At 31.9% G+C, this 21,767-nt stretch carries 24 protein-coding genes and 2 other annotated features; of the genes, 3 read left to right on the top strand and 21 right to left on the bottom strand.

Features of this window, described 5'->3' with window-relative positions:
• Window positions 1-13 precede the first annotated feature (13 nt).
• The 12 genes from queA to ACW5YJ_RS07700 all read right to left on the bottom strand — a co-directional run bounded on the left by queA (window position 14) and on the right by ACW5YJ_RS07700 (window position 8,341).
• Window positions 14-1,039 (bottom strand): tRNA preQ1(34) S-adenosylmethionine ribosyltransferase-isomerase QueA, encoded by a 1,026-nt coding sequence (queA, locus tag ACW5YJ_RS07755; protein WP_017724670.1) that lies wholly within the window; start codon window positions 1,037-1,039, stop codon window positions 14-16.
• A gap of 2 nt (window positions 1,040-1,041) precedes the next feature.
• The gene (gene ruvB, locus ACW5YJ_RS07750) at window positions 1,042-2,046 is read right to left on the bottom strand and encodes a Holliday junction branch migration DNA helicase RuvB (protein WP_017724671.1); all 1,005 of its coding nucleotides are present in this window, start codon (window positions 2,044-2,046) and stop codon (window positions 1,042-1,044) included.
• A gap of 31 nt (window positions 2,047-2,077) precedes the next feature.
• Window positions 2,078-2,680, bottom strand: a complete 603-nt coding sequence (gene ruvA, locus ACW5YJ_RS07745; RefSeq protein ID WP_017724672.1) for a Holliday junction branch migration protein RuvA — start codon at window positions 2,678-2,680, stop codon at window positions 2,078-2,080.
• Between the two features lie 12 nt (window positions 2,681-2,692).
• Window positions 2,693-3,148, bottom strand: a complete 456-nt coding sequence (locus tag ACW5YJ_RS07740; protein WP_017724673.1) for an ACT domain-containing protein — start codon at window positions 3,146-3,148, stop codon at window positions 2,693-2,695.
• Window positions 3,149-3,160: 12 nt separating this feature from the next.
• Window positions 3,161-4,456: a GTPase ObgE gene (gene obgE / locus ACW5YJ_RS07735; protein WP_017724674.1), complete on the bottom strand. Its 1,296-nt coding sequence runs from the start codon at window positions 4,454-4,456 to the stop codon at window positions 3,161-3,163.
• 132 nt (window positions 4,457-4,588) lie between these two features.
• Window positions 4,589-4,873 carry a 50S ribosomal protein L27 gene (gene rpmA, locus ACW5YJ_RS07730; protein ID WP_017724675.1) on the bottom strand — a complete coding sequence of 95 codons (285 nt, stop codon included), beginning with the start codon at window positions 4,871-4,873 and terminating at the stop codon, window positions 4,589-4,591.
• 12 nt (window positions 4,874-4,885) lie between these two features.
• Entirely contained in the window at window positions 4,886-5,206 is a 321-nt protein-coding gene (locus tag ACW5YJ_RS07725; protein ID WP_026113597.1) for a ribosomal-processing cysteine protease Prp, read from the bottom strand.
• 2 nt (window positions 5,207-5,208) lie between these two features.
• Window positions 5,209-5,517, bottom strand: coding sequence for a 50S ribosomal protein L21 (gene rplU, locus ACW5YJ_RS07720; protein WP_017724677.1), 309 nt, complete (start codon window positions 5,515-5,517; stop codon window positions 5,209-5,211).
• Between the two features lie 12 nt (window positions 5,518-5,529).
• Window positions 5,530-5,603, bottom strand: a sequence feature (ribosomal protein L21 leader region).
• 29 nt (window positions 5,604-5,632) lie between these two features.
• Window positions 5,633-6,157, bottom strand: coding sequence for a rod shape-determining protein MreD (gene mreD / locus ACW5YJ_RS07715; protein ID WP_017724678.1), 525 nt, complete (start codon window positions 6,155-6,157; stop codon window positions 5,633-5,635).
• Window positions 6,157-6,999: a rod shape-determining protein MreC gene (mreC, locus tag ACW5YJ_RS07710; RefSeq protein ID WP_017724679.1), complete on the bottom strand. Its 843-nt coding sequence runs from the start codon at window positions 6,997-6,999 to the stop codon at window positions 6,157-6,159. Before mreC ends, mreD begins: the two co-directional genes overlap by 1 nt.
• Before the next feature lie 658 nt (window positions 7,000-7,657).
• Entirely contained in the window at window positions 7,658-7,813 is a 156-nt protein-coding gene (locus ACW5YJ_RS07705) for a hypothetical protein (RefSeq protein WP_017724680.1), read from the bottom strand.
• Between the two features lie 69 nt (window positions 7,814-7,882).
• Window positions 7,883-8,341: a DUF4930 family protein gene (locus ACW5YJ_RS07700; RefSeq protein WP_017724681.1), complete on the bottom strand. Its 459-nt coding sequence runs from the start codon at window positions 8,339-8,341 to the stop codon at window positions 7,883-7,885.
• Window positions 8,342-8,490: 149 nt separating this feature from the next.
• Here ACW5YJ_RS07700 and ACW5YJ_RS07695 point away from each other — a divergent pair, with 149 nt between their 5' ends.
• Window positions 8,491-8,667: a hypothetical protein gene (locus tag ACW5YJ_RS07695; protein WP_107551686.1), complete on the top strand. Its 177-nt coding sequence runs from the start codon at window positions 8,491-8,493 to the stop codon at window positions 8,665-8,667.
• Window positions 8,668-8,920: 253 nt separating this feature from the next.
• Here ACW5YJ_RS07695 and ACW5YJ_RS07690 read toward each other — a convergent pair whose 3' ends face one another.
• The 6 genes from ACW5YJ_RS07690 to ACW5YJ_RS07665 all read right to left on the bottom strand — a co-directional run bounded on the left by ACW5YJ_RS07690 (window position 8,921) and on the right by ACW5YJ_RS07665 (window position 15,992).
• Window positions 8,921-9,202, bottom strand: a complete 282-nt coding sequence (locus tag ACW5YJ_RS07690) for a hypothetical protein (protein WP_017724682.1) — start codon at window positions 9,200-9,202, stop codon at window positions 8,921-8,923.
• A 147-nt stretch (window positions 9,203-9,349) separates the two neighbouring features.
• Window positions 9,350-10,027 carry a RadC family protein gene (radC, locus tag ACW5YJ_RS07685; protein WP_017724683.1) on the bottom strand — a complete coding sequence of 226 codons (678 nt, stop codon included), beginning with the start codon at window positions 10,025-10,027 and terminating at the stop codon, window positions 9,350-9,352.
• Between the two features lie 2 nt (window positions 10,028-10,029).
• A complete protein-coding gene (locus tag ACW5YJ_RS07680; RefSeq protein ID WP_026113598.1) occupies window positions 10,030-10,734 on the bottom strand; it encodes a prepilin peptidase in 705 nt (234 codons plus the stop codon).
• A gap of 288 nt (window positions 10,735-11,022) precedes the next feature.
• Window positions 11,023-11,841: a squalene/phytoene synthase family protein gene (locus ACW5YJ_RS07675; RefSeq protein ID WP_457338068.1), complete on the bottom strand. Its 819-nt coding sequence runs from the start codon at window positions 11,839-11,841 to the stop codon at window positions 11,023-11,025.
• A 243-nt stretch (window positions 11,842-12,084) separates the two neighbouring features.
• Complete coding sequence (locus tag ACW5YJ_RS07670) at window positions 12,085-13,350, bottom strand: bifunctional folylpolyglutamate synthase/dihydrofolate synthase (protein WP_457338067.1); 1,266 nt, start codon at window positions 13,348-13,350, stop codon at window positions 12,085-12,087.
• An 11-nt stretch (window positions 13,351-13,361) separates the two neighbouring features.
• Window positions 13,362-15,992, bottom strand: a complete 2,631-nt coding sequence (locus ACW5YJ_RS07665) for a valine--tRNA ligase (RefSeq protein WP_119604227.1) — start codon at window positions 15,990-15,992, stop codon at window positions 13,362-13,364.
• A 42-nt stretch (window positions 15,993-16,034) separates the two neighbouring features.
• Window positions 16,035-16,276: a binding site (T-box leader), on the bottom strand.
• Between the two features lie 58 nt (window positions 16,277-16,334).
• Here ACW5YJ_RS07665 and ACW5YJ_RS07660 point away from each other — a divergent pair.
• The gene (locus ACW5YJ_RS07660) at window positions 16,335-16,913 is read left to right on the top strand and encodes a DNA-3-methyladenine glycosylase I (RefSeq protein ID WP_119604228.1); all 579 of its coding nucleotides are present in this window, start codon (window positions 16,335-16,337) and stop codon (window positions 16,911-16,913) included.
• A gap of 400 nt (window positions 16,914-17,313) precedes the next feature.
• Window positions 17,314-17,475, top strand: coding sequence for a hypothetical protein (locus ACW5YJ_RS07655; RefSeq protein ID WP_171914356.1), 162 nt, complete (start codon window positions 17,314-17,316; stop codon window positions 17,473-17,475).
• Window positions 17,476-17,859: 384 nt separating this feature from the next.
• On the opposite strand, the gene ACW5YJ_RS07650 is transcribed toward ACW5YJ_RS07655, so the two are convergent.
• The 3 genes from ACW5YJ_RS07650 to ACW5YJ_RS07640 form a co-directional block, all read right to left on the bottom strand.
• On the bottom strand, window positions 17,860-18,708 hold the full coding sequence (locus ACW5YJ_RS07650) for a YitT family protein (protein WP_457338066.1): 849 nt from the start codon (window positions 18,706-18,708) through the stop codon (window positions 17,860-17,862).
• A gap of 272 nt (window positions 18,709-18,980) precedes the next feature.
• On the bottom strand, window positions 18,981-20,384 hold the full coding sequence (locus ACW5YJ_RS07645; RefSeq protein ID WP_017724691.1) for an MFS transporter: 1,404 nt from the start codon (window positions 20,382-20,384) through the stop codon (window positions 18,981-18,983).
• Window positions 20,385-20,691: 307 nt separating this feature from the next.
• Entirely contained in the window at window positions 20,692-21,762 is a 1,071-nt protein-coding gene (locus ACW5YJ_RS07640) for an AbrB family transcriptional regulator (protein WP_457338065.1), read from the bottom strand.
• Window positions 21,763-21,767 lie beyond the last annotated feature (5 nt).

Raw genomic sequence — 21,767 nt, 5'->3', positions numbered from 1 at the left:
CTCCTTTCATTCCCTAAATAATTAACATTGCATCTCCAAAGCTAAAGAATCTATATTCTGAAGAAACTGCTTGATTATAAGCATTTAAAATATTATCTCTCGAACTAAAAGCTGAAACTAACATTACAAGCGTAGATTTCGGCAAATGAAAATTTGTAATCAATCCATCAATAGCTTTAAAAGTAAATCCTGGGAAGATAAATATATCTGTCCAACCACTTTGTGCTACAAATTTGTCATTTGATTGCATAATTGTTTCTAATGTTCTTGTAGACGTTGTACCAACCGATATAATACGGTGGCCATTATCTTTCGTTTCATTTAATAGTTCCGCAGTTTCTCTATCCATTTGATAGTATTCGCTATGCATTTCATGGTCATCTATATTATCTACACTAACTGGCCTAAATGTTCCTAGTCCTACATGTAATGTGATAAAAGCAATATTAATACCTTTATCTCTAATATTGGCTAATAATTCATCTGTAAAATGGAGCCCTGCTGTTGGTGCCGCTGCAGAACCCGATGCTTTTGCATATACAGTTTGATAGCGCTCTTGATCATCTAAACGTTCCTTAATATAAGGAGGTAAAGGCATTTCGCCTAATTCATCTAAACGTTCTTGTAAGATGCCATCATAATGCAGTCTCATAATACGACCGCCTTGATCAAGCTCTTTTATGCACTCGGCAACAATTTTACCTTCACCAAAAGTTAATCTGTTGCCTACTTTAATTCTTTTAGCTGGTTTTAGTAACACTTCCCAATCATCACCCTCGATTTGAGTAAGCATCAACATTTCTACTTTTGCACCAGTCTCTTCTTTTAAACCGAATAGCCTTGCAGGCATTACTCTCGTATCATTTAATACAAGGGTATCTCCACTTTCTAAATAATCAATAACATTTTTAAACTGTTGATGTTCAATATTACCAGATTGTCTGCCAAGAATTAGCAATCTACTTTCATCTCTGTTTTTCAGAGGTGTTTGTGCAATTAATGATTCAGGCAAATGATAATCAAATGCTTCAATATCCAAACTTATTCCCTCTTTTCATTCTTCTTACTAAAATGCTCAAATGCATAAGGTGTCGCTTTACGACCACGGGGCGTACGTTCGATAAAACCCTTCTGAATTAAAAAAGGCTCATAAACATCTTCAATTGTAACCCGCTCTTCACCAATCGAAACAGCAATAGTATCTAACCCAACAGGGCCACCTTTATATTGCTCCAAAATACAATTCATCATTTTATGATCAATGTAATCCAATCCTTCATCATCAACTTGTAGCAATTGCAATGATGCTCTTGTGGTTGCAATACAGATTAATTCGTCATCATTGACTTGTTGAAAATCACGAACCCGCTTTAATAACCTATTGGCTACCCTAGGTGTACCACGACTACGTTTCGCTAATTCTATAGCGCTTTCCTCATCAATTGAAGTACCAAGTACTTCTGCAGTACGCACAATAATTTCTTTTAATTCATGTTCTTTATAATATTCTAATCTGAGGTGCACACCAAACCTGTCTCGCAATGGGGCCGTCAAACTACCAGCACGAGTCGTCGCACCAATTAATGTGAATGGTGGTAAGTCTATACGTATACTACGCGCTTCTTCACCTTTGCCTATAACAATATCTAGAAAGAAATCTTCCATAGCTGGGTACAAAACTTCTTCTACCACACTGCTTAGTCTATGAATTTCATCTATAAATAAAACATCACCAGGTTGTAAACTAGAAAGAATTGCAGCTAAATCTCCTGGCCTTTCTATCGAAGGCCCGGAAATCGTTCTAATGTTAACATCCATTTCATTTGCAATAATGTTAGACAAAGTCGTTTTACCTAATCCAGGGGGGCCGAATAATAGCACATGGTCTAATGGCTCTTGTCTAATTTTAGCTGCTTTTATAAACACCTCTAAATTCGATTTAATTGTTGATTGACCTATGTACTGACGTAATTTAGTCGGTCGCAATGAAAATTCAAATGAAGATTCCTCATCATGTATAGATTGATCTACCATTCTATCGTCCATTGATTACACCCCTTTAAAATATTATTTGTAATTATGATATCAATAATTGCAGTCCTTTTTTAACTGCATCATCTACAGATTCGAACGAGTCTTTAGCTAATGCTTTTTCTACTTTTGTTAGCTCTCGTTTTGAGTATCCTAACGCTTCCAATGCTAAAAGTGCTTCTTTAATAATCGGTGTATTATCACTAAGTGAAGCTTCAACATTTAATATTTGGCTACTATCTACTTCGTTTATTTGAACTTTTCCTTTAAGATCTAATACGATTTGTCGTGCTGTTTTTTTACCAATACCAGGGAATTTTGTTAAATAGGCATCATTTTCGTTCTCTATAGCTATCTTAACTTCATTAGGCGAACTACTAGCTAATATAGCTAACGCAGATTTTGGTCCAATACCTGTTACTTTAATTAAGCTTAAAAACATATCTTTTTCTTCTTGATTTATGAATCCATAAAGAAGTTGAGCATCTTCTCTAACTATTAATGACGTATGAATTACAACTTCTTGTTCCATAAATTTTTGAAAACGGTAAGAATTGGGCGTTTGAATTTCGTATCCTACACCTGAGGCTTCTACAACCACGTGTGTAGGGTTCAAAACTGCTAACGTCCCCTTTATATATGCATACATAGTTACACTTCCTTATATAGTCATACTAATTAATTCTACTTTAGAAACGTGATCAATAACTCGCAACGCTTCCATAACATCATCAATTTCTAAATTTGTACCTTTAGCATCTAATGAAAGTGTAATCGTTGCTCTACTTTCCATTGGTATACTTTGATGAATTGTTAATACTGACAAACTTAAACTTGATAAAGTATTTAAAACTTCTGCCAACATCCCTACGATATCATTCACATATAATATTAATGTGAATTCACGTGTAGACTCCATTTTTTCATCAATAGGGAATATTGTATCTCTATATTTATAAAAAGCACTTCTTGATAAATCGAATTGTTTAACTGCTTCAAATATGGACAGTGACGGATCATTTTTTAAAACTTCTTTAATTTTTAAGGTTTTTACAACAGATTCTGGTAATACATCCTCGCGAATTAAGTAAAACTTTTTATAATCTTTTTTGTCCATTTTCAAGCACTCCTATTCAACGAATTCAAATTCTCCACCAAGGATTCTAACAATATCTCCATTTTTACATCCGCGTGCTCTCAATGCTTCATCAATACCCATAGAACGCATTTGACGCGCAAATCTACGTACAGCAGGGTCACTATTAAAGTCAGTCATTTTGAACATTCTTTCGATTGCTTTACCACTTACAACGTATGCAGCATCATCATCGCGTGTAATTGTGAATTTATCTTGACTAGGTGTATGTTTGTAAATCACTCTATTAACACCTAAATCTTCTTCTTCATCTTTACTAAAGTCAATGTCTTTTACTTCTTCTAATTTGTCTGCTATAGCATAAAGCAGTTCATCAATATGGTCATGCATAAATGTTGAAAGTGGGATAATGTGCACAGAATCATCATTCAAAGCTTCTTTAAATGCTTTTAAATTCTCTTCTGCGTTAGGCATATCCATTTTATTAGCAACCACAATTTGAGGTCGCTCCTCTAAACGATGTTCGTAGGCATTTAATTCCTCATTAATAACTTTATAATCTTCATAAGGATCACGACCTTCAGATCCACTCATATCTACCATGTGAACTATTACTTTTGTACGTTCAACGTGTTTTAAAAATTGATGTCCTAATCCTACACCTTCAGACGCACCTTCTATTAATCCTGGTAAGTCTGCCATTACAAAACTTCTTTGATCCTTCGTAGAAACTACACCAAGATTAGGTTTAATTGTTGTGAAATGGTATGCACCTATCTTAGGTTTAGCTTTAGATACAATAGATAATAAAGTAGATTTACCTACACTTGGGAAACCTACTAACCCAACATCAGCTAGCAATTTTAATTCTAAGGTAACGTCAATTTCTTCACCAGGTTCACCATTTTCACTGAAATCTGGTGCTGGGTTTCTAGGAGATGCAAAACGTGAATTTCCTCGACCGCCTCGACCACCTTTAGCCACTACTGCACGTTGACCATTTTCAACTAAATCAGCTAAAACCTCTTCTGTTTCAACGCTTTTAATAATCGTACCAGGTGGAACTTTTAATACGAGTTCCTCCGCATTTTTACCATGCATATTACTACTTTGACCGGCATCGCCTCTTTTGGCCTTGAAATGTGTTTGGTATCTAAAATCTAATAATGTTCTCAAACCTTCATCTACTTCAAATATAATAGATGCACCATCGCCACCATCACCGCCAGCTGGACCACCGAATGGAACATATTTCTCTCTACGATATGCTGTTATACCGTTACCACCATCACCTGCTTTAAGTGATATTTTTACTTGATCGACAAACATGATTTCACCTCTTTTTCTTAAAATTTATTTTTTTATATCATTCTGTATATTATATCATTATCTCATTAACTAGAAAATAAAGACAAAAAATAAACACCAGAAGTGATCACTTCTGGTGTTAACGATGACAAATTACTCAGCTGCTGCGTAAACAGAAACTTGTTTTTTGTCGCGACCTTTGCGTTCAAATTTAACCACGCCGTCGATTTTAGCGAATAATGTATCGTCGCCACCACGACCTACATTTTCACCAGGATAAATTTTAGTACCACGTTGGCGGAATAAGATTGAACCACCTGTAACGTGTTGACCATCAGCACGTTTAGCTCCTAAACGTTTAGAAACTGAGTCACGTCCGTTTTTTGTAGAACCAAGTCCTTTTTTAGATGAGAAGAACTGTAAATTTAATTTTAACATTATGATTGCACCTCACTTATAGTTTAATCTGATATTTTCTTTATACTCTTCTTCAATGGTTTGCAACGAAACTAACATTGCTTGAAGAATTAACTGCGCTTGTTCATTAGAAGTATCTACACTTCTAATATGGAAATGTCCACCGTCATCATTGTAATCAATATCGGGCTTCTCATTTGTTAATCCCATTATAGCATTAACACTTCCGAAAAGCACTGCGGATGCACCTGCACAAACTATATCATGTCCATATTCGCCATGTTCTGCATGGCCATCCATGATAACATCAGTGATTTGACCGACATCGTTCAATGTAACATCAACAGTAATCATAATTATGCGTTGATTTTGTCGATTGTTAATTTAGTGTAAGGTTGACGATGACCTTTTTTACGTTTTGAGTCTTTACGACGTTTATATGTGAATACAGTAATCTTCTTACCGCGACCTTGTTTCTTAACAGTAGCAGTAACTGAAGCACCTTCAACAGTTGGCGCACCAACTTTAACTGCGTCTCCACCTACAAATAATACTTTGTCAAATGTGAAAGAGTCACCTTCGTTAACATCTAATTTCTCAACAAAGATTTCTTGTCCTTCTTCTACTTTAACTTGTTTTCCACCTGTTTCAATAATAGCAAACATACTTTGCACCTCCTATAATTTAAGTCACGCCAAATTTAGGTGACATACATGTTCTTTAACCTAAATCCGAGCGGTTGTATGTAGCTAAAAACTACTCAACTACTGCATTTTAGCATTAGGCTTTCTTACTGTCAATCTTCAATTGCACTTTTCTAAAGAATTTAGTAATAATCGGATAGAAAATAATAAGTAATATAAAATTAAGCACCAATGTAGGAATTAATCTATACAACACAAAATCAAATAAATTAAATGCTATCAACCCCAATATGCTATAAATAGTAGCTACATAAATTTCTAAGAAAATTGTACTTAATAATACTATAAAGAATAACATTGTATAGTCTCTATAAAATGTTTTGAAGAAAAAGTCTTGAATTACAACGAACAGTATATAACCAAATAAATACAAGCCATAAAAACTACCAAAATATAAATCAGTAATTAGGCCTAACACCGTAGATAATATAATAGCTACACCAAAACTTCTGTGAACACATATTATTAGTAAATACATTAAAGTCAAGTGTGGAACAAAAATTATGTCTTTCGTGCCAATTTGCATTGGTATAATTAACCCAATTGCAGTATCAATATAAAATAATACAATACCGATAAGAAAGTAGTATAACGCACGCATTAATTATCACCACTTTCATTATCCGGTATTGTCTTAGGGTCTCTTTTAGCTACATATACATGATTTAAATCTGATAAATTAGCAGCTGTTTTAACTCTAACTTCTTTTGATAAGCCATATTCATCATTTTCTACTTTTGAAACTTCACCTATGTATATACTACTTGGTAATTGATCAGCTAAACCACTTGTAACAACCTTATCTCCTTTTTTCACACTGTCTTTATTATTAATATCAGTAATAATAAGTTCTTCATTTTTAGAATCATAATGATCGATTAACCCAAATACATTTTTATCATCATGTTGAATATTTACTGATAAACGGTTAGCGCGTGTGTTTGTTGAAATTAAATCAACTTGTGAGGAAAATTGATTTACTTTAGAGATTCGACCTACCAATCCTTCTGAAGTCATCACAGCCATATTATTTTTTATACCATCTTTAGCACCCTGGTTAATAACTAGTGTATTCATCCATTGATCTGGATTTCTAGATAATACTGTACTAGAAATTGGTTCGAATTTAGATATATCTTCTATATCTAATTCTTTTTTATACTTTTTGTTTTCTGATTTCAGTCTTTCGTTTTCAGCTTCTAATTGTTTAACCTTGCTTTGTTGCTCTTTTGAACTATCTTTTGCAAAAAGGTTATTGATTGAACCTGTTACGAAATGAACAGGATAACTAACCGCCTTTTGACCGAATGCAACTGAATCTCCTACGTATTGTTCTACTGGTGATTGTGATTGCGAACGTAAAGATACACCAATTAAGGCAATAAATACAATGATTGCACATAAAATAACAATCAACTTGTTGTTTTTAAAAAACTTTGACAACCTAAACACCTCTATTACCCGACTATTTTACTACTTGATATTATTTTATATTACTCATAGATCGAAATAAAGTAGTAACCTTATTATTCACAAATTAAATTCTAACCACTCATTTAATATATTAAAGCTAGAACAAATATTGCTGAGATTCTACTTTAAAACATAAAATGTAGTGTTAATTTGTATTATAACAAGTTTCAAAGTAAATAGTGTACTAAAGTCTTAGATTTTCCAATTTTTTAAATCCAAAATTATGTATATAAGTTAAATGTGTTTTTAAATAAAAAAGGAAAAAGGAAAAATTGCTATGATAATAAATTTATGCTAGTTAAACAGTGAGTTTTATTATTTTTCCAACCATTTATATTCTCACGCTTTTGCCCTTAGACAGTTTACGTTTATTTATCATTAACTATACATTAACGTTTTGTATAAAAGCAAAAAAGCTGACACATGAAATCATGTCTCAGCTTTCGGTATACTTTTTACAACAGTACTAGAATGGAAATTGCGTTTTCGATTATTGTAAATTTTAAATTTAGACCTGTCCAACGTCAAGTCATTGAATATCCGCTAAAATTTTAAATTTCAGTTTCGATTCAAATAAATTCATTTCTTAGAAATAATTTAACGTCCATTAGTTTCAGCAAAAATATAATTATTTTTCTTCTGCGTCGTTTTTTTCTGTTTCAGCAGATTTTTCAGCTTCTTTTTCGTCTTCTTTATATAAAGTTTCTTCTTTACGCCAACGTGCGAATAGATTTTGTGCTTTTGCTTGTTCATCTACTTTTTTATCTTTAGACTGTTCACTCATAATTGACACCAACCTTTTACGTTTTTACTTATATAAGGCTAACGCATTTTTGCTGAGAATTCAAACCACTTACTCGTATTTAGATGGTGGCTGTAGTTCAATATGCTCCCCAAGTTGATTTAGGTCTTGCTCCATTTCTATTTCAGTTTTATAAACACGAATGGAGTCTGAACCAAATTTATAAATTATAAATTCATCGCCACGTTGGCCTGCTAGATATTTATCGCTATACCCCATTCTACCAATTCCTGAAACAGACATAAATTCTTTCTTATCTATCCAATCAAATACATTTTTAGCCTGACTGCGAGGGACATTTTTCAAAATATCATTGTCTTCTACAGAATAACGTTGACCACCTGTTAAACCACCTTCTGATTGGGTGTTGCTCGTAGGTGGCTCATTATTATGTACTGGGTTCCATTGCTGGTCTTTTAAAAACGGCGCATATTTCAACGCGAAGAATACAATGATTATAATTGCTATAATAGCTATAAAGTTTTTAATAATACTAAATATAAACCGCATGAACCACCCTCCCATAATTTCACCCTATATTATAAAATCAATTAATTTAAATATCATCAGTCTGTAGTAGTATCCAAAAGTTAACGATAGACTGATGCATACATGCTTTTTTCATAGTACAATTATGTACAAAGGGAGTGAAATATAATATGAGTATTATATCTATAATCCTACTTGCCCTCTTAGTTATATTATTATTTAGAGTAGGTTTATCAATTTTAAGATTTTTAATATACGTTGGAATTATTGTATTATGTATATATCTAGGTTATCAAGGTATTCTTTGGATAATGGAAAACTTTAATAATTACTTTAGTTTTATATAAACAACACAATCTATGCATGTTATCACAGATATAGATTATTCCAGTAGCAGACTATAGTATTACTTAAATATACTTGTAATATTATAATTTGGTTGTTCAGACGGAGCAAGGAATCAAAAATGGATTCCTTGCTCCGTTTTTTTTAACATTCAACTATAGTTACATCTATGGAAATTGAGATGTTAAACATATTTCATAATCAAAAATATTTTCTAACCTTAATATAAAAACTAATGTTTCACAAACATTATAGTTATTTTTTGACATTATTTGATAGCACTTGATAAAAATAATAACAAGCACACAATAATAATGCCCATATAACAGCTATAATCAATGAACCTATTAAATATAACCAAAAAGATGTGTGATTCGTACTAAAAATAAAGAATAGCATAGTAGTTAATAAGACACCTACAACTGAAATAACTACTGTTTTTTTAGTACTGTTAAAATCAATAGGCTTTTTAATTCTAACTAATTGCATTAAATAAACTACCGGCAGTAACAAACCAATCAATAATATCGTTCCCACTTGATAACGCCTCCTTAATTATCAACTTGATTATACCGTAACTGAGTGAGTACAGAAAGCCAAAATTAATACTAAAGCATGCAATAAAAATATAATAATGCGTTAATCAGTCTATGCGTTTATGTAAGCAACTTCGTATATCATGTTTTAATCAAAATAGCCGTCCTCTACCATACTCATATAAGTATGATCTCCAATAATAATATGGTCCAGTAAATCTATTCCTAGAATTTCTCCACATTCTCTTAATCTATCAGTTGTCCTAATATCTTCTTTGGACGGTGTAGTATCACCTGATGGATGATTGTGAAGCACCACAATTGCATTACTTGCACATTTTATAGCTTCGCTAAATATTTCTCGAGGATGAACGATTGATGAATTTAATGTTCCAATAAATATTGTTTTCTGCTTAATAACAACATTCTTAGAATTAAGAAATAACACAATAAACTTTTCCTGAGTTAAATGCTCCATTTTTCCCATCATAAAATTAGCAACATCTTGAGGACTAGTAATTTGTATCTTCTCATCTAAACTCCCCGAATGCATGCGTTCCCCTAGCTCAAAAGCAGCTTTTAGAATCAATGCTTTATATAAACCAATTCCCTTCACTTTATTCAAATCATTGATGGATAATGCCTTTAACTGTTTTAAACTTTCTACTGACTTTAACAATTCATTAGCTATATCTAAACTTGAAAACCCTTTTCTACCTGTATTAATTAAAATGGCTAGTAGTTCACCATCAGATAAATGTGCAGGTCCATTGTTTAACAATCTTTCTCTAGGTTTCTGATTATTGGCGAGTTCTTTTATTTTCATTTTTAAAAACCTCCAAAGTTTAAATTTTGAGATGTTATAAGCATTATATTAAATGCGATATAAATAAAAGGAATAAGTGGAATTCTTGCTCTTTCATTACGAGAAACAAGTAACACGAGCAAAGCAAAAACACCACCACAGATAAATGTAAACAAAAGAGTGATTAAAAACTCTGAAGATGCTAAAGCTAAAGCTAGCAAAGAAAAGATAATTATATCTCCATAGCCAATGGCATTATGAAATAGTAAATAAAATATATGAAGCAAGCTCGTTACGAAGAAAAATGACATGATATGAATTGGAGTAATAAAACAAATGCAAATAGCAAAAACGACTACCACATGCAAAGGAACTGTGTATGTCTTAATATCAAATATAGAAAAGGTGAGGAGGAATAAATAAATTAGTATTAAAGTAGTGTTGTCAATCGTTAGTTTGTGAGGTAAATAAATCATGTAAAATACAGGAATCAAAGAAAGAAACTCCCCAAGCAGATAAAAAACACTTATTCTGTGATTACAGCATTTTGAAGTGCCTCTTAAAAAAATAAAGCTTAAAATTGGTATTGTTTCTATTATAGTTATTTTTTTGCGACAATAATCACATCTTGAACGGGTTGTGAGATAACTTATTTTCAGGTTTTCTACAAAACATAGCTGATATAAAAAACTAAATAATATAGGACAAATTAAAAGCAGCGTTATCAACACTTCACCTCCTAACAAATATTATAGCATCAATCCATAATACCAATAAGAAAAATAACACTATTGAAATAATTTCAACAATGCTCAATCAACAAACCAAATTTTGTATATAGTTTAGTTTGTTGATTGAGCATTATCACCACATATTATTTCATTAATGAATTATATTTTAGAATAATAAAACCAGCTCAACAATATAATGAGCTGGTTTTATAAGTATAAAGTTACTAATAGTTTTAATTTTGTAACATTAATAAAAATGAATCATTCAAAAAAAGGTTTTAGCATCTAATCTTGTTGAATTTCATCGACAGTTTCTTCTACTTCTTTTCTGGATATCTTCTCTCTACCATTTTTCATTGCTGTAAGTGATTTGTGAGCCAGCGCTAATGGTAAACGACAAAAGAGTAAAATGGTTTTTTTATTAATATCTTTCATATATGCATCTGCTTTAGCTAAATTATCTTCAGCATATTTAAACAAATCATCACGTGTCCAATCATCCGGTACAAAACTTACACCACGTTCTGCTAAATCTTCTTGTTCATTTCTAAGAATGTTAACAGCTTGCAAGCCTCGTCCGTAACCAATTGCCAATTCCCTATCTGTTTTAACATTTGCACATAAGTCCCACAATTGCGAGAGCATGACACCGACAAGTCCCGCTACATAATATGTATAATCATCTAAATCATCCTTGGTATGGATGTCCCAGTTTGCTTTAGCCCATTTTGCCATACCAAATGCCATTTCGCTAGAAGCCTCTAATACAATTGATACTGTCTTATTTGGACAAGCTTCTATCCACTCACCTAATCTTAAAGTGACTTCAGGCATTTTATCCTTCACGGGTTCAAGAATTTGCATGTATTTCGCTTCATCAAAAGGAGCTTTAAATAACTCACTTACTTGCATCAGTATTGAATGTTTTAAATCGTTATCCAATTCCTCGTGATCTTCAATTTCATCTATTGCTCTTAATACTAAATAAGCAGATGCTACCGTATGTTTTAACTCTTTTTCTAAAAAAGTTATCGGAATATAAAAAGTACGACTTGTTTCTTTTAAAACACGCATTGCATCTTTTGGGAATTTCTTTTCAGTCATTTTAATCTAATACCTCCCCTTTTTTAAATATTATCATATAATTACAAAATAAAATAGGAAATGCTTGTCACCTAATTTAATCAAAATAGACTCGTCAAAAAATTGACAAACCTCAAATTTTCAAACTAACTTTTACTCTTTATTAAAATTATATTTAGATATCATTTTTCTTTTATTTAACACAAAAATAAGCGAATGATTCAACAACCTATCGAACCGTTCGCTTATTTATTAAATATATATTTAACTAAAATTAACTTTAGCTTTTACTTCACTTATAAAGTACAAGCTTCCAGTAATAATTAAACCGTCGCCTTCATATGATTCGATAAACTTCACATAATCATCAACAAGTACTTTTTGATCAAATCGAACTTCATCAAAAATCGTTTCTTTTGTTAAAGCTTTCGGAAAATCAAAATCTGTTATATAGAATGTAGAAGCAATCGTTTTTAGTTGATCCACCATAGCATTTAAAGGTTTTCCTTTGATTGCAGAAAATAAAATATCAATATTTTCAGTGTGATAATAATTTTTCATCGTACTTATTAGCGCCTCTACACTTTCAACGTTATGTGCGCCATCGACAATCATCAAAGGACGTTCTTTCACTTGTTCAATTCGACCAGTCCAACTCACCGATTCAATACCATCAATCATTTTATTGAAATCTAAATCAACGATATCTGACTCATTTAATTCAATAAGTGCGGTAATTGCTAACGCGGCATTTTCTTTTTGGTGTTCACCTAACATATTTAATAAAAGCGTCTCAAGTTCATAATCTTTATAGCGATAAGTGAATTCTTCATCTTCAGAGATAACACTAATATCTCTATCCAACTCAATTCCTTCAGCATTTTGTTGTTCAACATAATCACGAATAACTTTAAGCGCTTCTTCGTTTTTCACAGCATAAATAATAGGTGTGTTTGGTTTTACTATCGCACCTTTGTCTTTTGCAATATCTACATACGTGTCGCCCAATATATCAGTATGGTCTAAACCTATACTTGTCAATATTGATAAGATTGGTTTAAAAACATTGGTAGAATCATTTTTAATACCTAATCCCGCTTCAACAATTACAAAGTCAACTGGGTGGATTTCACCAAAATATAAAAACATCATCGTTGTAATAATCTCAAATTCGGTTGCAGTTCCAAGGTCAGTTTCCACTTCTAAGGCTTCGCTTACTGGTTTTACTCTTTGAACTAATTTAACAATATCATCATCACTTATTGGTAGACCATTCAAACTAATACGTTCGTTGAATGTTTCAATAAATGGCGATGTGAAAGTGCCCACATCATATCCGTTATCAACAAGTGCTGAACGTAGATACGACACCGTGGACCCTTTGCCATTTGTGCCACCAACATGAATACCGTTTATATTAAATTGGGGATTATTTAGTCTATCCAACATCCACTCCATACGTTTGACGCCTGGTTTAATACCAAATTTAGTTCGTTCATGTATCCAATATAAGCTATCTAGGTAATTCATTTTAAGGACTCCTATGCTTTTAATTGATTAATTCGTAATTTAACACCGTCATATTTCTCTTGATATGTTTGTTTCTTCTCACGTTCTTCATTAATAACTTTTTCAGGTGCTTTATTGACGAAGTTTTCATTTGCTAATTTCTTATTCACGCGATCGAGCTCTTTTTCCCATTTCAAGAGTTCATTCTCTAAACGCTCAATTTCTTTATCCATATCTATTAGACCTTCCAATGGTAACACAACTTCACCAGCAGTCGTAACAGAGGTCATGGCTTTTTCAGGAATTTCAATATCCATATCAATTGTCAATTCACTTGGATGACAGAATCTATCAATATAATTCGAATTGTTTAACAATGTCTCTTTGATATTATCATCTTTTGCTTTAATAAAGATTGGAATTGCCTTTGAAAGCGGCGTATCTACTTCAAGACGTGATTGTCTAACTGATTTAATAATTTCAACAAGTTGTTGCATCGTTTCTTTACTGTCATCAAATGTGAGTTCGTCATTCACTTTTGGCCAAGATGCGTTTACAATTGTTTCACCTTCATGAGGTAAGTTTTGCCATATTTGCTCAGTAACAAATGGCATAAATGGGTGTAACATTCTCATTGTGTTATCGAGAACATACGTAAGTACTGAACGTGTAACTTGCTTTTGCGCTTCATCTTCACCGTTCATAGGTATCTTACTCATCTCGATATACCAATCACAGAATTCATCCCAAATAAAGTTATAAAGAGTACGACCAACCTCACCAAATTCATATTTATCACTTAAATCCGTAACATTTGCAATGGTTTCATTTAATCGAGTTAAAATCCACTTATCTGCAAGAGAAAGGTTTCCTGATAAGTCTACATCTTCTACCTTAAAGTCTTCACCAATATTCATAATACTAAATCTCGCAGCATTCCATATTTTATTAATGAAATTCCATACAGATTCAACTTTTTCAGTAGAATAACGTAAATCATGACCAGGAGATGAACCTGTAGCAAGGAAGTATCTTAAGCTGTCTGCACCATATTCATCAATGACATCCATAGGATCCACACCATTGCCAAGTGATTTACTCATCTTCCTACCGTCTTCTGCACGGACTAATCCATGTAATAATACATCGTTAAAAGGACGTTTTCCAGTAAATTCTAAACCTTGGAATATCATTCTTGCAACCCAGAAGAAGATAATGTCATATCCAGTTACTAATGCATTAGTTGGGAAGTAACGTTGGAAGTCTTCTGCTTCTGTATCTGGCCAACCTAATGTTGAAAATGGCCATAAAGCACTTGAGAACCAAGTATCTAATACGTCTTCATCTTGAGTCCAATTTTCAATATCTTCAGGTGCTGATTCACCCACATAAATTTCGCCCGTTTCTTTATGGTACCAAGCTGGAATTTGATGCCCCCACCAAAGTTGACGTGATATTGTCCAGTCTCTAATTTCTTCCATCCAACGATTAAAAGTTTTTTCAAAACGTGCAGGAACAAAATCAATTCTATCGTCTGTTTTTTGATTATCTAGTGCTTGCTCAGCAAGTGGTTTCATTTTAACAAACCATTGTGTTGATAAATACGGTTCTACAACTGCGCCAGAACGCTCTGAATGACCTACTGAATGTTCATGTGCCTCAATTTTAATAACAAGGTCTTCAGCCTCTAGGTCTTTCACTAATTGCTCACGACAATCAAATCGATCCATGCCTTGATACTTACCAGCTTTATCATTCATTTTGCCTGATTCATCCATTACGATAATGCGTTCTAAATCATGGCGATTTCCTATTTCAAAGTCATTAGGGTCATGTGCTGGTGTTACTTTCATTGCACCACTACCAAATTCAATATCAACATATTCATCTGCTAATATAGGTAGTTCTCTACCAATGATAGGTAAAATTACTTTCTTCCCAATAACATCTTTGTAACGTTCATCGTTAGGGTTTACGACAATCGCAGTATCACCTAACATTGTTTCAGGACGTGTTGTAGCAATTTCAATAAATCCATCACCATCTGCATATGGATATTTAAAATGGTAAAACTTACCTTCAACATCTTCATGTATTACTTCAATGTCAGATAAAGCAGTACGTGCGATTGGATCCCAATTTATAATATATTCACCGCGATATATTAAACCTTTATTATACATATCCACAAATACTTTTTTCACAGCTTTACTTAAACCTTCGTCTAACGTGAAACGTTCTCTACTGTAATCTAAGCCTAGGCCAAGTTTCGCCCACTGTTCTCTGATAAAATTAGCGTATTCTTCTTTCCAATCCCAAGCTTGTTCAAGGAATTTTTCTCGACCTAAATCATGTCTTGATAAACCTTGCTCGTTTAACTTTGCTTCTACTTTTGCTTGCGTAGCAATACCTGCATGATCCATGCCTGGTAAATATAAAGTATCATAGCCTTGCATACGTTTCATTCGCGTTAATATATCTTGTAATGTAGTATCCCATGCATGCCCCAAATGTAATTTACCAGTTACGTTTGGTGGTGGGATTACAATTGTATATGTCTCTTTTGAACTATCTTCTGTCGCTTTAAAATAACCATTGTTAACCCATTGGTCATAACGTCCGGACTCGACTTCGTTCGGATTATATTTTGGTTTCATTTCCATTCGTTAAAATCCTCCTTAAAAATAAAAATATCCGCCCTATCAATATAGGACGGTTATTCCGTGGTACCACCTAAATTCAAGAAATTATAGTATAATTTCAAGCACTTAATTATATGATTAACGCTCAAACACGCTTTAGCCTATACTATAATTATTTAAAAGTATTATATTTCAGCTAAAGTTCAATGTGGGCTACCTTCAATAAGTAAAATTGTACATTTACACCAACCATGTACTCTCTTCTAAATTTCAGCTTATTTACTCTTCCCAGTAGACAATATTCTTTTACTTAATTATAGTATAATGGATGTTAAAATAAGTCAATGCACTGGAGTGAAATTTATGAATGAATGCGCATTTGGAACAAAAGATCCCCTTTACCTCCACTATCACGATGAGGAATGGGGACAACCTATTTATGATAGTTTGAAATTATTTAAATTAATTGCACTTGAATCACAACATGCGGGCCTTTCATGGTTAACTATTTTAAAGAAAAAAGAATCTTACGAACAAGCTTTTTATAATTTTGATCCAACTAAAATTTCAAAAATGACAACTGAAGATGTTGATCGATTAATGACTTTTCCCAATATCGTGCATAATCGTAAAAAGATAGAAGCAATAATTAGTCAAGCACAAGGTTATTTCAATATAGAAAAGGATTATGGAAGCTTTAGTGACTTTTTATGGTCTTTTGTAGATTATAAACCGATTGATTGCGCCTATGCTACACCAAGTGAACGCGTTACAGTAGATGACCGTGCTACAAAACTTTCAAAGCAACTTAAAAAATATGGTTTTAAATTTTTAGGTCCTGTTACTGTTTTTTCTTTTTTAGAAGCAGCTGGTTTGTATAATGCACATTTACAAACGTGCCCGAACAACCCCAATCATTATAAAGGCAAAGGTTTTGAGTAATATTTAAATTTCAATCTTCCCACAGTGTTTGCCCTTTTCTCGAAAATCTGCCTTTTTTTGCCCTTAAAAATGCCCACCTATTCACTTAGGTGGGCTTTTGCGTATTCGTATAGTTTACTAACTTTACATGTACTAGTAACACACAATAATATATAGGCAATTACTGAAGTAAATTAACCATCCTTAAATAACTGCTTTATTAAGAAACTAGCCAAACACAAAATTATAAATACTAAAACAATTGATAGTATATCGCTTGAAGTATATTTGGGTATAATAATAGCACACAAATAGGTAATAACTATGATGTATAATATAAACGCTAAAATTTTCATTATTTACACTACCGTTTTTATTTACAGCTTTGGAAGCATAGATACTAATAACAGAATGTGAAAAATTGGAAATCGCACCTGTTGCTGATACTGATATAACGGCTCCTAAGAAAGCCGCCGATTCGACTGTTCCAATTCGTAATAAATTAGTTGTTGCTGCAGGAGACAAATATAGATTCATTGTGCCATTTATTCCGTATGTAGCTTTAGTAACTCCGCTTTTTTAGCTGCTTCTGTGACCATTTTATTAGACGAAACTTTAGATTCTATTAAACCTTGCTTTACTAATTATTGATCAACTTCAGCATCAGATAGATATGTTACTGATTCTTCATTTTCAACTGTAACATGTTTTGCACCTTGAACACTTGGGTTAATTTGATTAACATTACTTTTTATGTTTTCTACTTCTTTAGATGAAGCATCAGTATCAGTTTTAAATGTTTCTTCATCTGTTCAATACTTTTCCGCTATACTTCGGTCAATGCCTTCAGTCGCAACAGTAAAAAAAGTTATTTTTCCTGATAATAAAAAAACACATTGATTTTGCATCATAATATTACTTAATAATTCATATAAAAAGCTAATAGAATCAACTACTTAGTATATTTTTATGTGATGTTATTAATAAACGTACTACCTAATACATCTCTTACATCATGTATAACTAAAAATGCTTTTTTATCTTCTTGGTAAACTAAATTTTTAATTTTAGTAACTTGAGATTGATGAACTACTACATAAAGCATGCCTGTCTCATTTTTTGAATATCCCCCTTTGCTAGGCAATATTGTAGTTCCTCTTCCGGTGAAATTATTAATTTTATCTGCTATCATTTCATTTTTTTCAGAAATAATAGTTACTGCTTTTTTAGGATTAAAACCTTCAATGATAAAAGATGTTGCTCTTTCAGTAATAAATAACATAATAATCGTAAATAACACATTTCTTAAAGGTAGAACAATTAAAAATGATAAAACTATTAAACTGTCTAATAAAAATATAGATTTAGACGTTTTAAAACCAAAATATTTATTAAGTATTCTAGCGATAACAGCTGGTCCACCTACTGTACTTCCTGTAGACAATACTAATCCTACACTTATACCAATTATCGCTCCACCAAACACCGAATTAATTACAAAATCATCAATCCCTAAATTCACGCTTTTAGTCAACTCTAAAAACAATGACAACGCTGTATTAGATATGACTGTATATATTGCTACTGTTTTACTTAAATATTTCCATCCAATAATAATAAGTACTATATTTATTATTAATGAAGTTAACGCTGGTGATAAACCCAGTGAATATTTCAAGGCTAAAGAAATACCAACAGTTCCTCCATCTCCTAAATTAGATCCTAGTAAAAACCCATTTACGCCAATAGCATTTATAAAAGTACCAACTAAACATATAATAATGTTTTTATAATGATTTACTATCATTGCCTTCATAAGTAATCCCTCTTTTTTAATAATTTATACGTAATATCATATTCAAATACTTAAAGGATATATTTTATATATTCTTTTTTATGTAAAACTAGCTCAACAAATTGAAAATTGAGCATTGTAGAAGTAATAGGTTACATACAGTTATATACCGGCCATAGAATAAATATAGCCAATCTTAGTATGTTTTTACTTCAAAAAAATACTTTTCAATAGCTCTCATTTGGTAGGATTAAATGAGAACATTGAAAAGTACATTTTTTATAACGAATAAGTTATTTATCTTGTTGGCTTTCTGAATACCACCATAATGAATCTTTAGGATTTTCAACAGCCACTTTAAATTCTTTTTCATTTGAAACAGTTGGATAAGAACCTTTTAATGATTGTTTTGAAGTATCTTTAAATAAAAATACTACAACTATAAGTCCAATTATACTAACAAATAACCAATAAAAGCCAGGCGCTAGATTGTTTCCAGTTTCATGTACTAACCAAGTAGCTACTAAAGGCGTAGTTCCACCGAACACGGATACAGCAATGTTAAATGTCCAAGATAACGTTCTATAACGAACGTTGGTAAAGAATAATGTTGGTAACGTACCCGGCATTGTACCTTCATATACAGATAACACGATGCCGATCATTAATAAGCCCATAAATAAGAAGGCTAAATTACCATTATTTAAAAACTGGAATGAGATTAATGAAAATACAATTCCTAATGTTAAACCTATACTGATAATTTTTTTATTACCAACTTTATCGCCTAATCGACCGAACATTATTGCAAATGGTAACATGATTATGAGTACCACTGCTGTAATTGGTGTGCTAATCGTATCTTTGATGCCTACATTTTCATCCAAATAAGAAGGCATATAACCTAACAATAAATAGTTTGTAATATTAAAGAAAGCAACAAAAACAATGCATAACAAAATGTCACGTTTATTATCTTTAATTATTTGTAAAATATTTTGTGTTTCTTCTTTACTGTCAGCTAAATCATTTTCAAAAATAGGTGATTCCTCTAAATGTGTTCTCAAATACAAGCCAAATAGTCCAATAGGAATACTAATGAAGAAAGGTATTCTCCATCCCCAACTTTCCATGCTACTGCTTGGTATTAACCAAAACATTATTGTCACTAATATTGAAGCAAGTATGTAGCCAGATAACGTACCTAACTCTAGTCCACTCCCTAATCTAATACGCTTATTATCAGGTGAAGATTCAGCAATATATACCATTGCACCAGCATATTCTCCACCAACAGAAAAACCTTGTAATATGCGAGCTAACAACAATATTATTGGCGCCCATATACCAATTTGATCATATGTAGGTAGAATACCTATTAAAAATGTCGAGAATGCCATTAATATAATCGTAGTTGTTAAAACGATTTTTCTTCCATATTTATCACCAATTTTACCAAAAAATATACCTCCGACTGGTCTAAGTAAAAAAGCAATAGCAAAAGTCGCAAATGTAAAAATCAATTTTATTTCATCATTATCAACTTGACTAAAGAAATTTTTACTTATAATCACTGCTAAATATGAATATAATGCAAAATCAAACCATTCCATAGCATTACCAATGCCAGTAGCAAATACGCTTTTTTTCGCTTGGTTAATGTCTACAGTATTAATTTTCCTTTTATTAAATTTCATGATACATACACTCCTTTTACTCACAATAAGACATTTTAGCACGTTTTAATTGCACGTCAATAAGCCAAATGATCCAAAAAGAAAATGTATTCGCTTACTCCTTAGAGCAATAATGTAAAGAATGTTTTAAAAATTTTTAACAAATTTTTAATTATAAATTCAAAATTACACATAAACACACAAATTATCATTATGTATTTTATAAAAAAATTAGCACTTCCATATTTAGAAGTACTAATTAAAAATTTTTATTTATTATTAAAGTGGAATATCCTAAAAGTTAGAAATATAAATAAAGACTTTAGTTTTAAGAATGTGATTTATTTCTAAACTTTAGGAAATAACTTAATAATGGTGCAATTAGAAATAGTATAAAGAATATTCTAAAGATGTGATAACTTGAAATCAATGCTACATCTGCACCAGTTTCAATTGCAACTAATACGATTTGACTCATACCACCTGGCGCAGCACCTAAAAACAATTCATTAACAGAATGGTCGGAAACCATTGCAATAAATAGCACCATTACAAAAGTTAAAAATATTAATAGTATATTTTGAAATGCAATTGCTACAGCGATTCTACCTTTCATTTGGTCTAATAATTTAGCAATTTGTATACCTATACGTATCATATAAATAACTTGTGCTGCAGCAATAATATAATTGTCTAAGGTAAATGTAACACCAGTTAATAAATTCCAACATATAAGTACTAATATCGGTGCAAGTAATTGTCTGGTCGGAAAATTAATTTTCCCCATAATGACATATACTAAAAATACTGCAAGTGCTAATAAAAGTATATTTGGAATAGTCAATGCTTCGGTTAGTGTATTGACCATACTACCACCTGACGAATGACTACCAACACTGTCTTGAAAGAAATACGAAATAAATGGCACAAGAATAACAACAAATATAATTCTTGATGTTTGTGTTAAACTGACGACCATAATATTCGCTTTCTTATTTTCCTCTGCCATTATAAGCATTTGACTTAACGCGCCTGGAATCACACTTAATATTGCAGTTTCAGTATTTACCTTAGCAATTTTTTTAAAGAAAAAGGCTATTATTAATGCAAGTCCTAATAGCATAACTGTGATTAATATAATAGTCAGCCAATCATCTTTGATATCAAAGATTACATTTTCGGTAAAAGTTGATCCTATTTGGACACCTAATAATACCAATCCAATTTGACTTAGCCAAAACGGCCATTCAACTTCCATGTGAAAGCATCTAACACAAATGACACTTGCAATTATAGGTCCAAACATAAATGGTAATAGTATATTTGCTGCATTTAAGATTAGACTTAATAAAATAGCTAGCAATAAAACGATGATATTATTTCTTAATTGTTTACTCATGTTCT

This window comes from Staphylococcus sp. mip270_02 (assembly GCF_054031535.1).
This window is presented reverse-complemented; position numbering and strand designations above follow the sequence as displayed.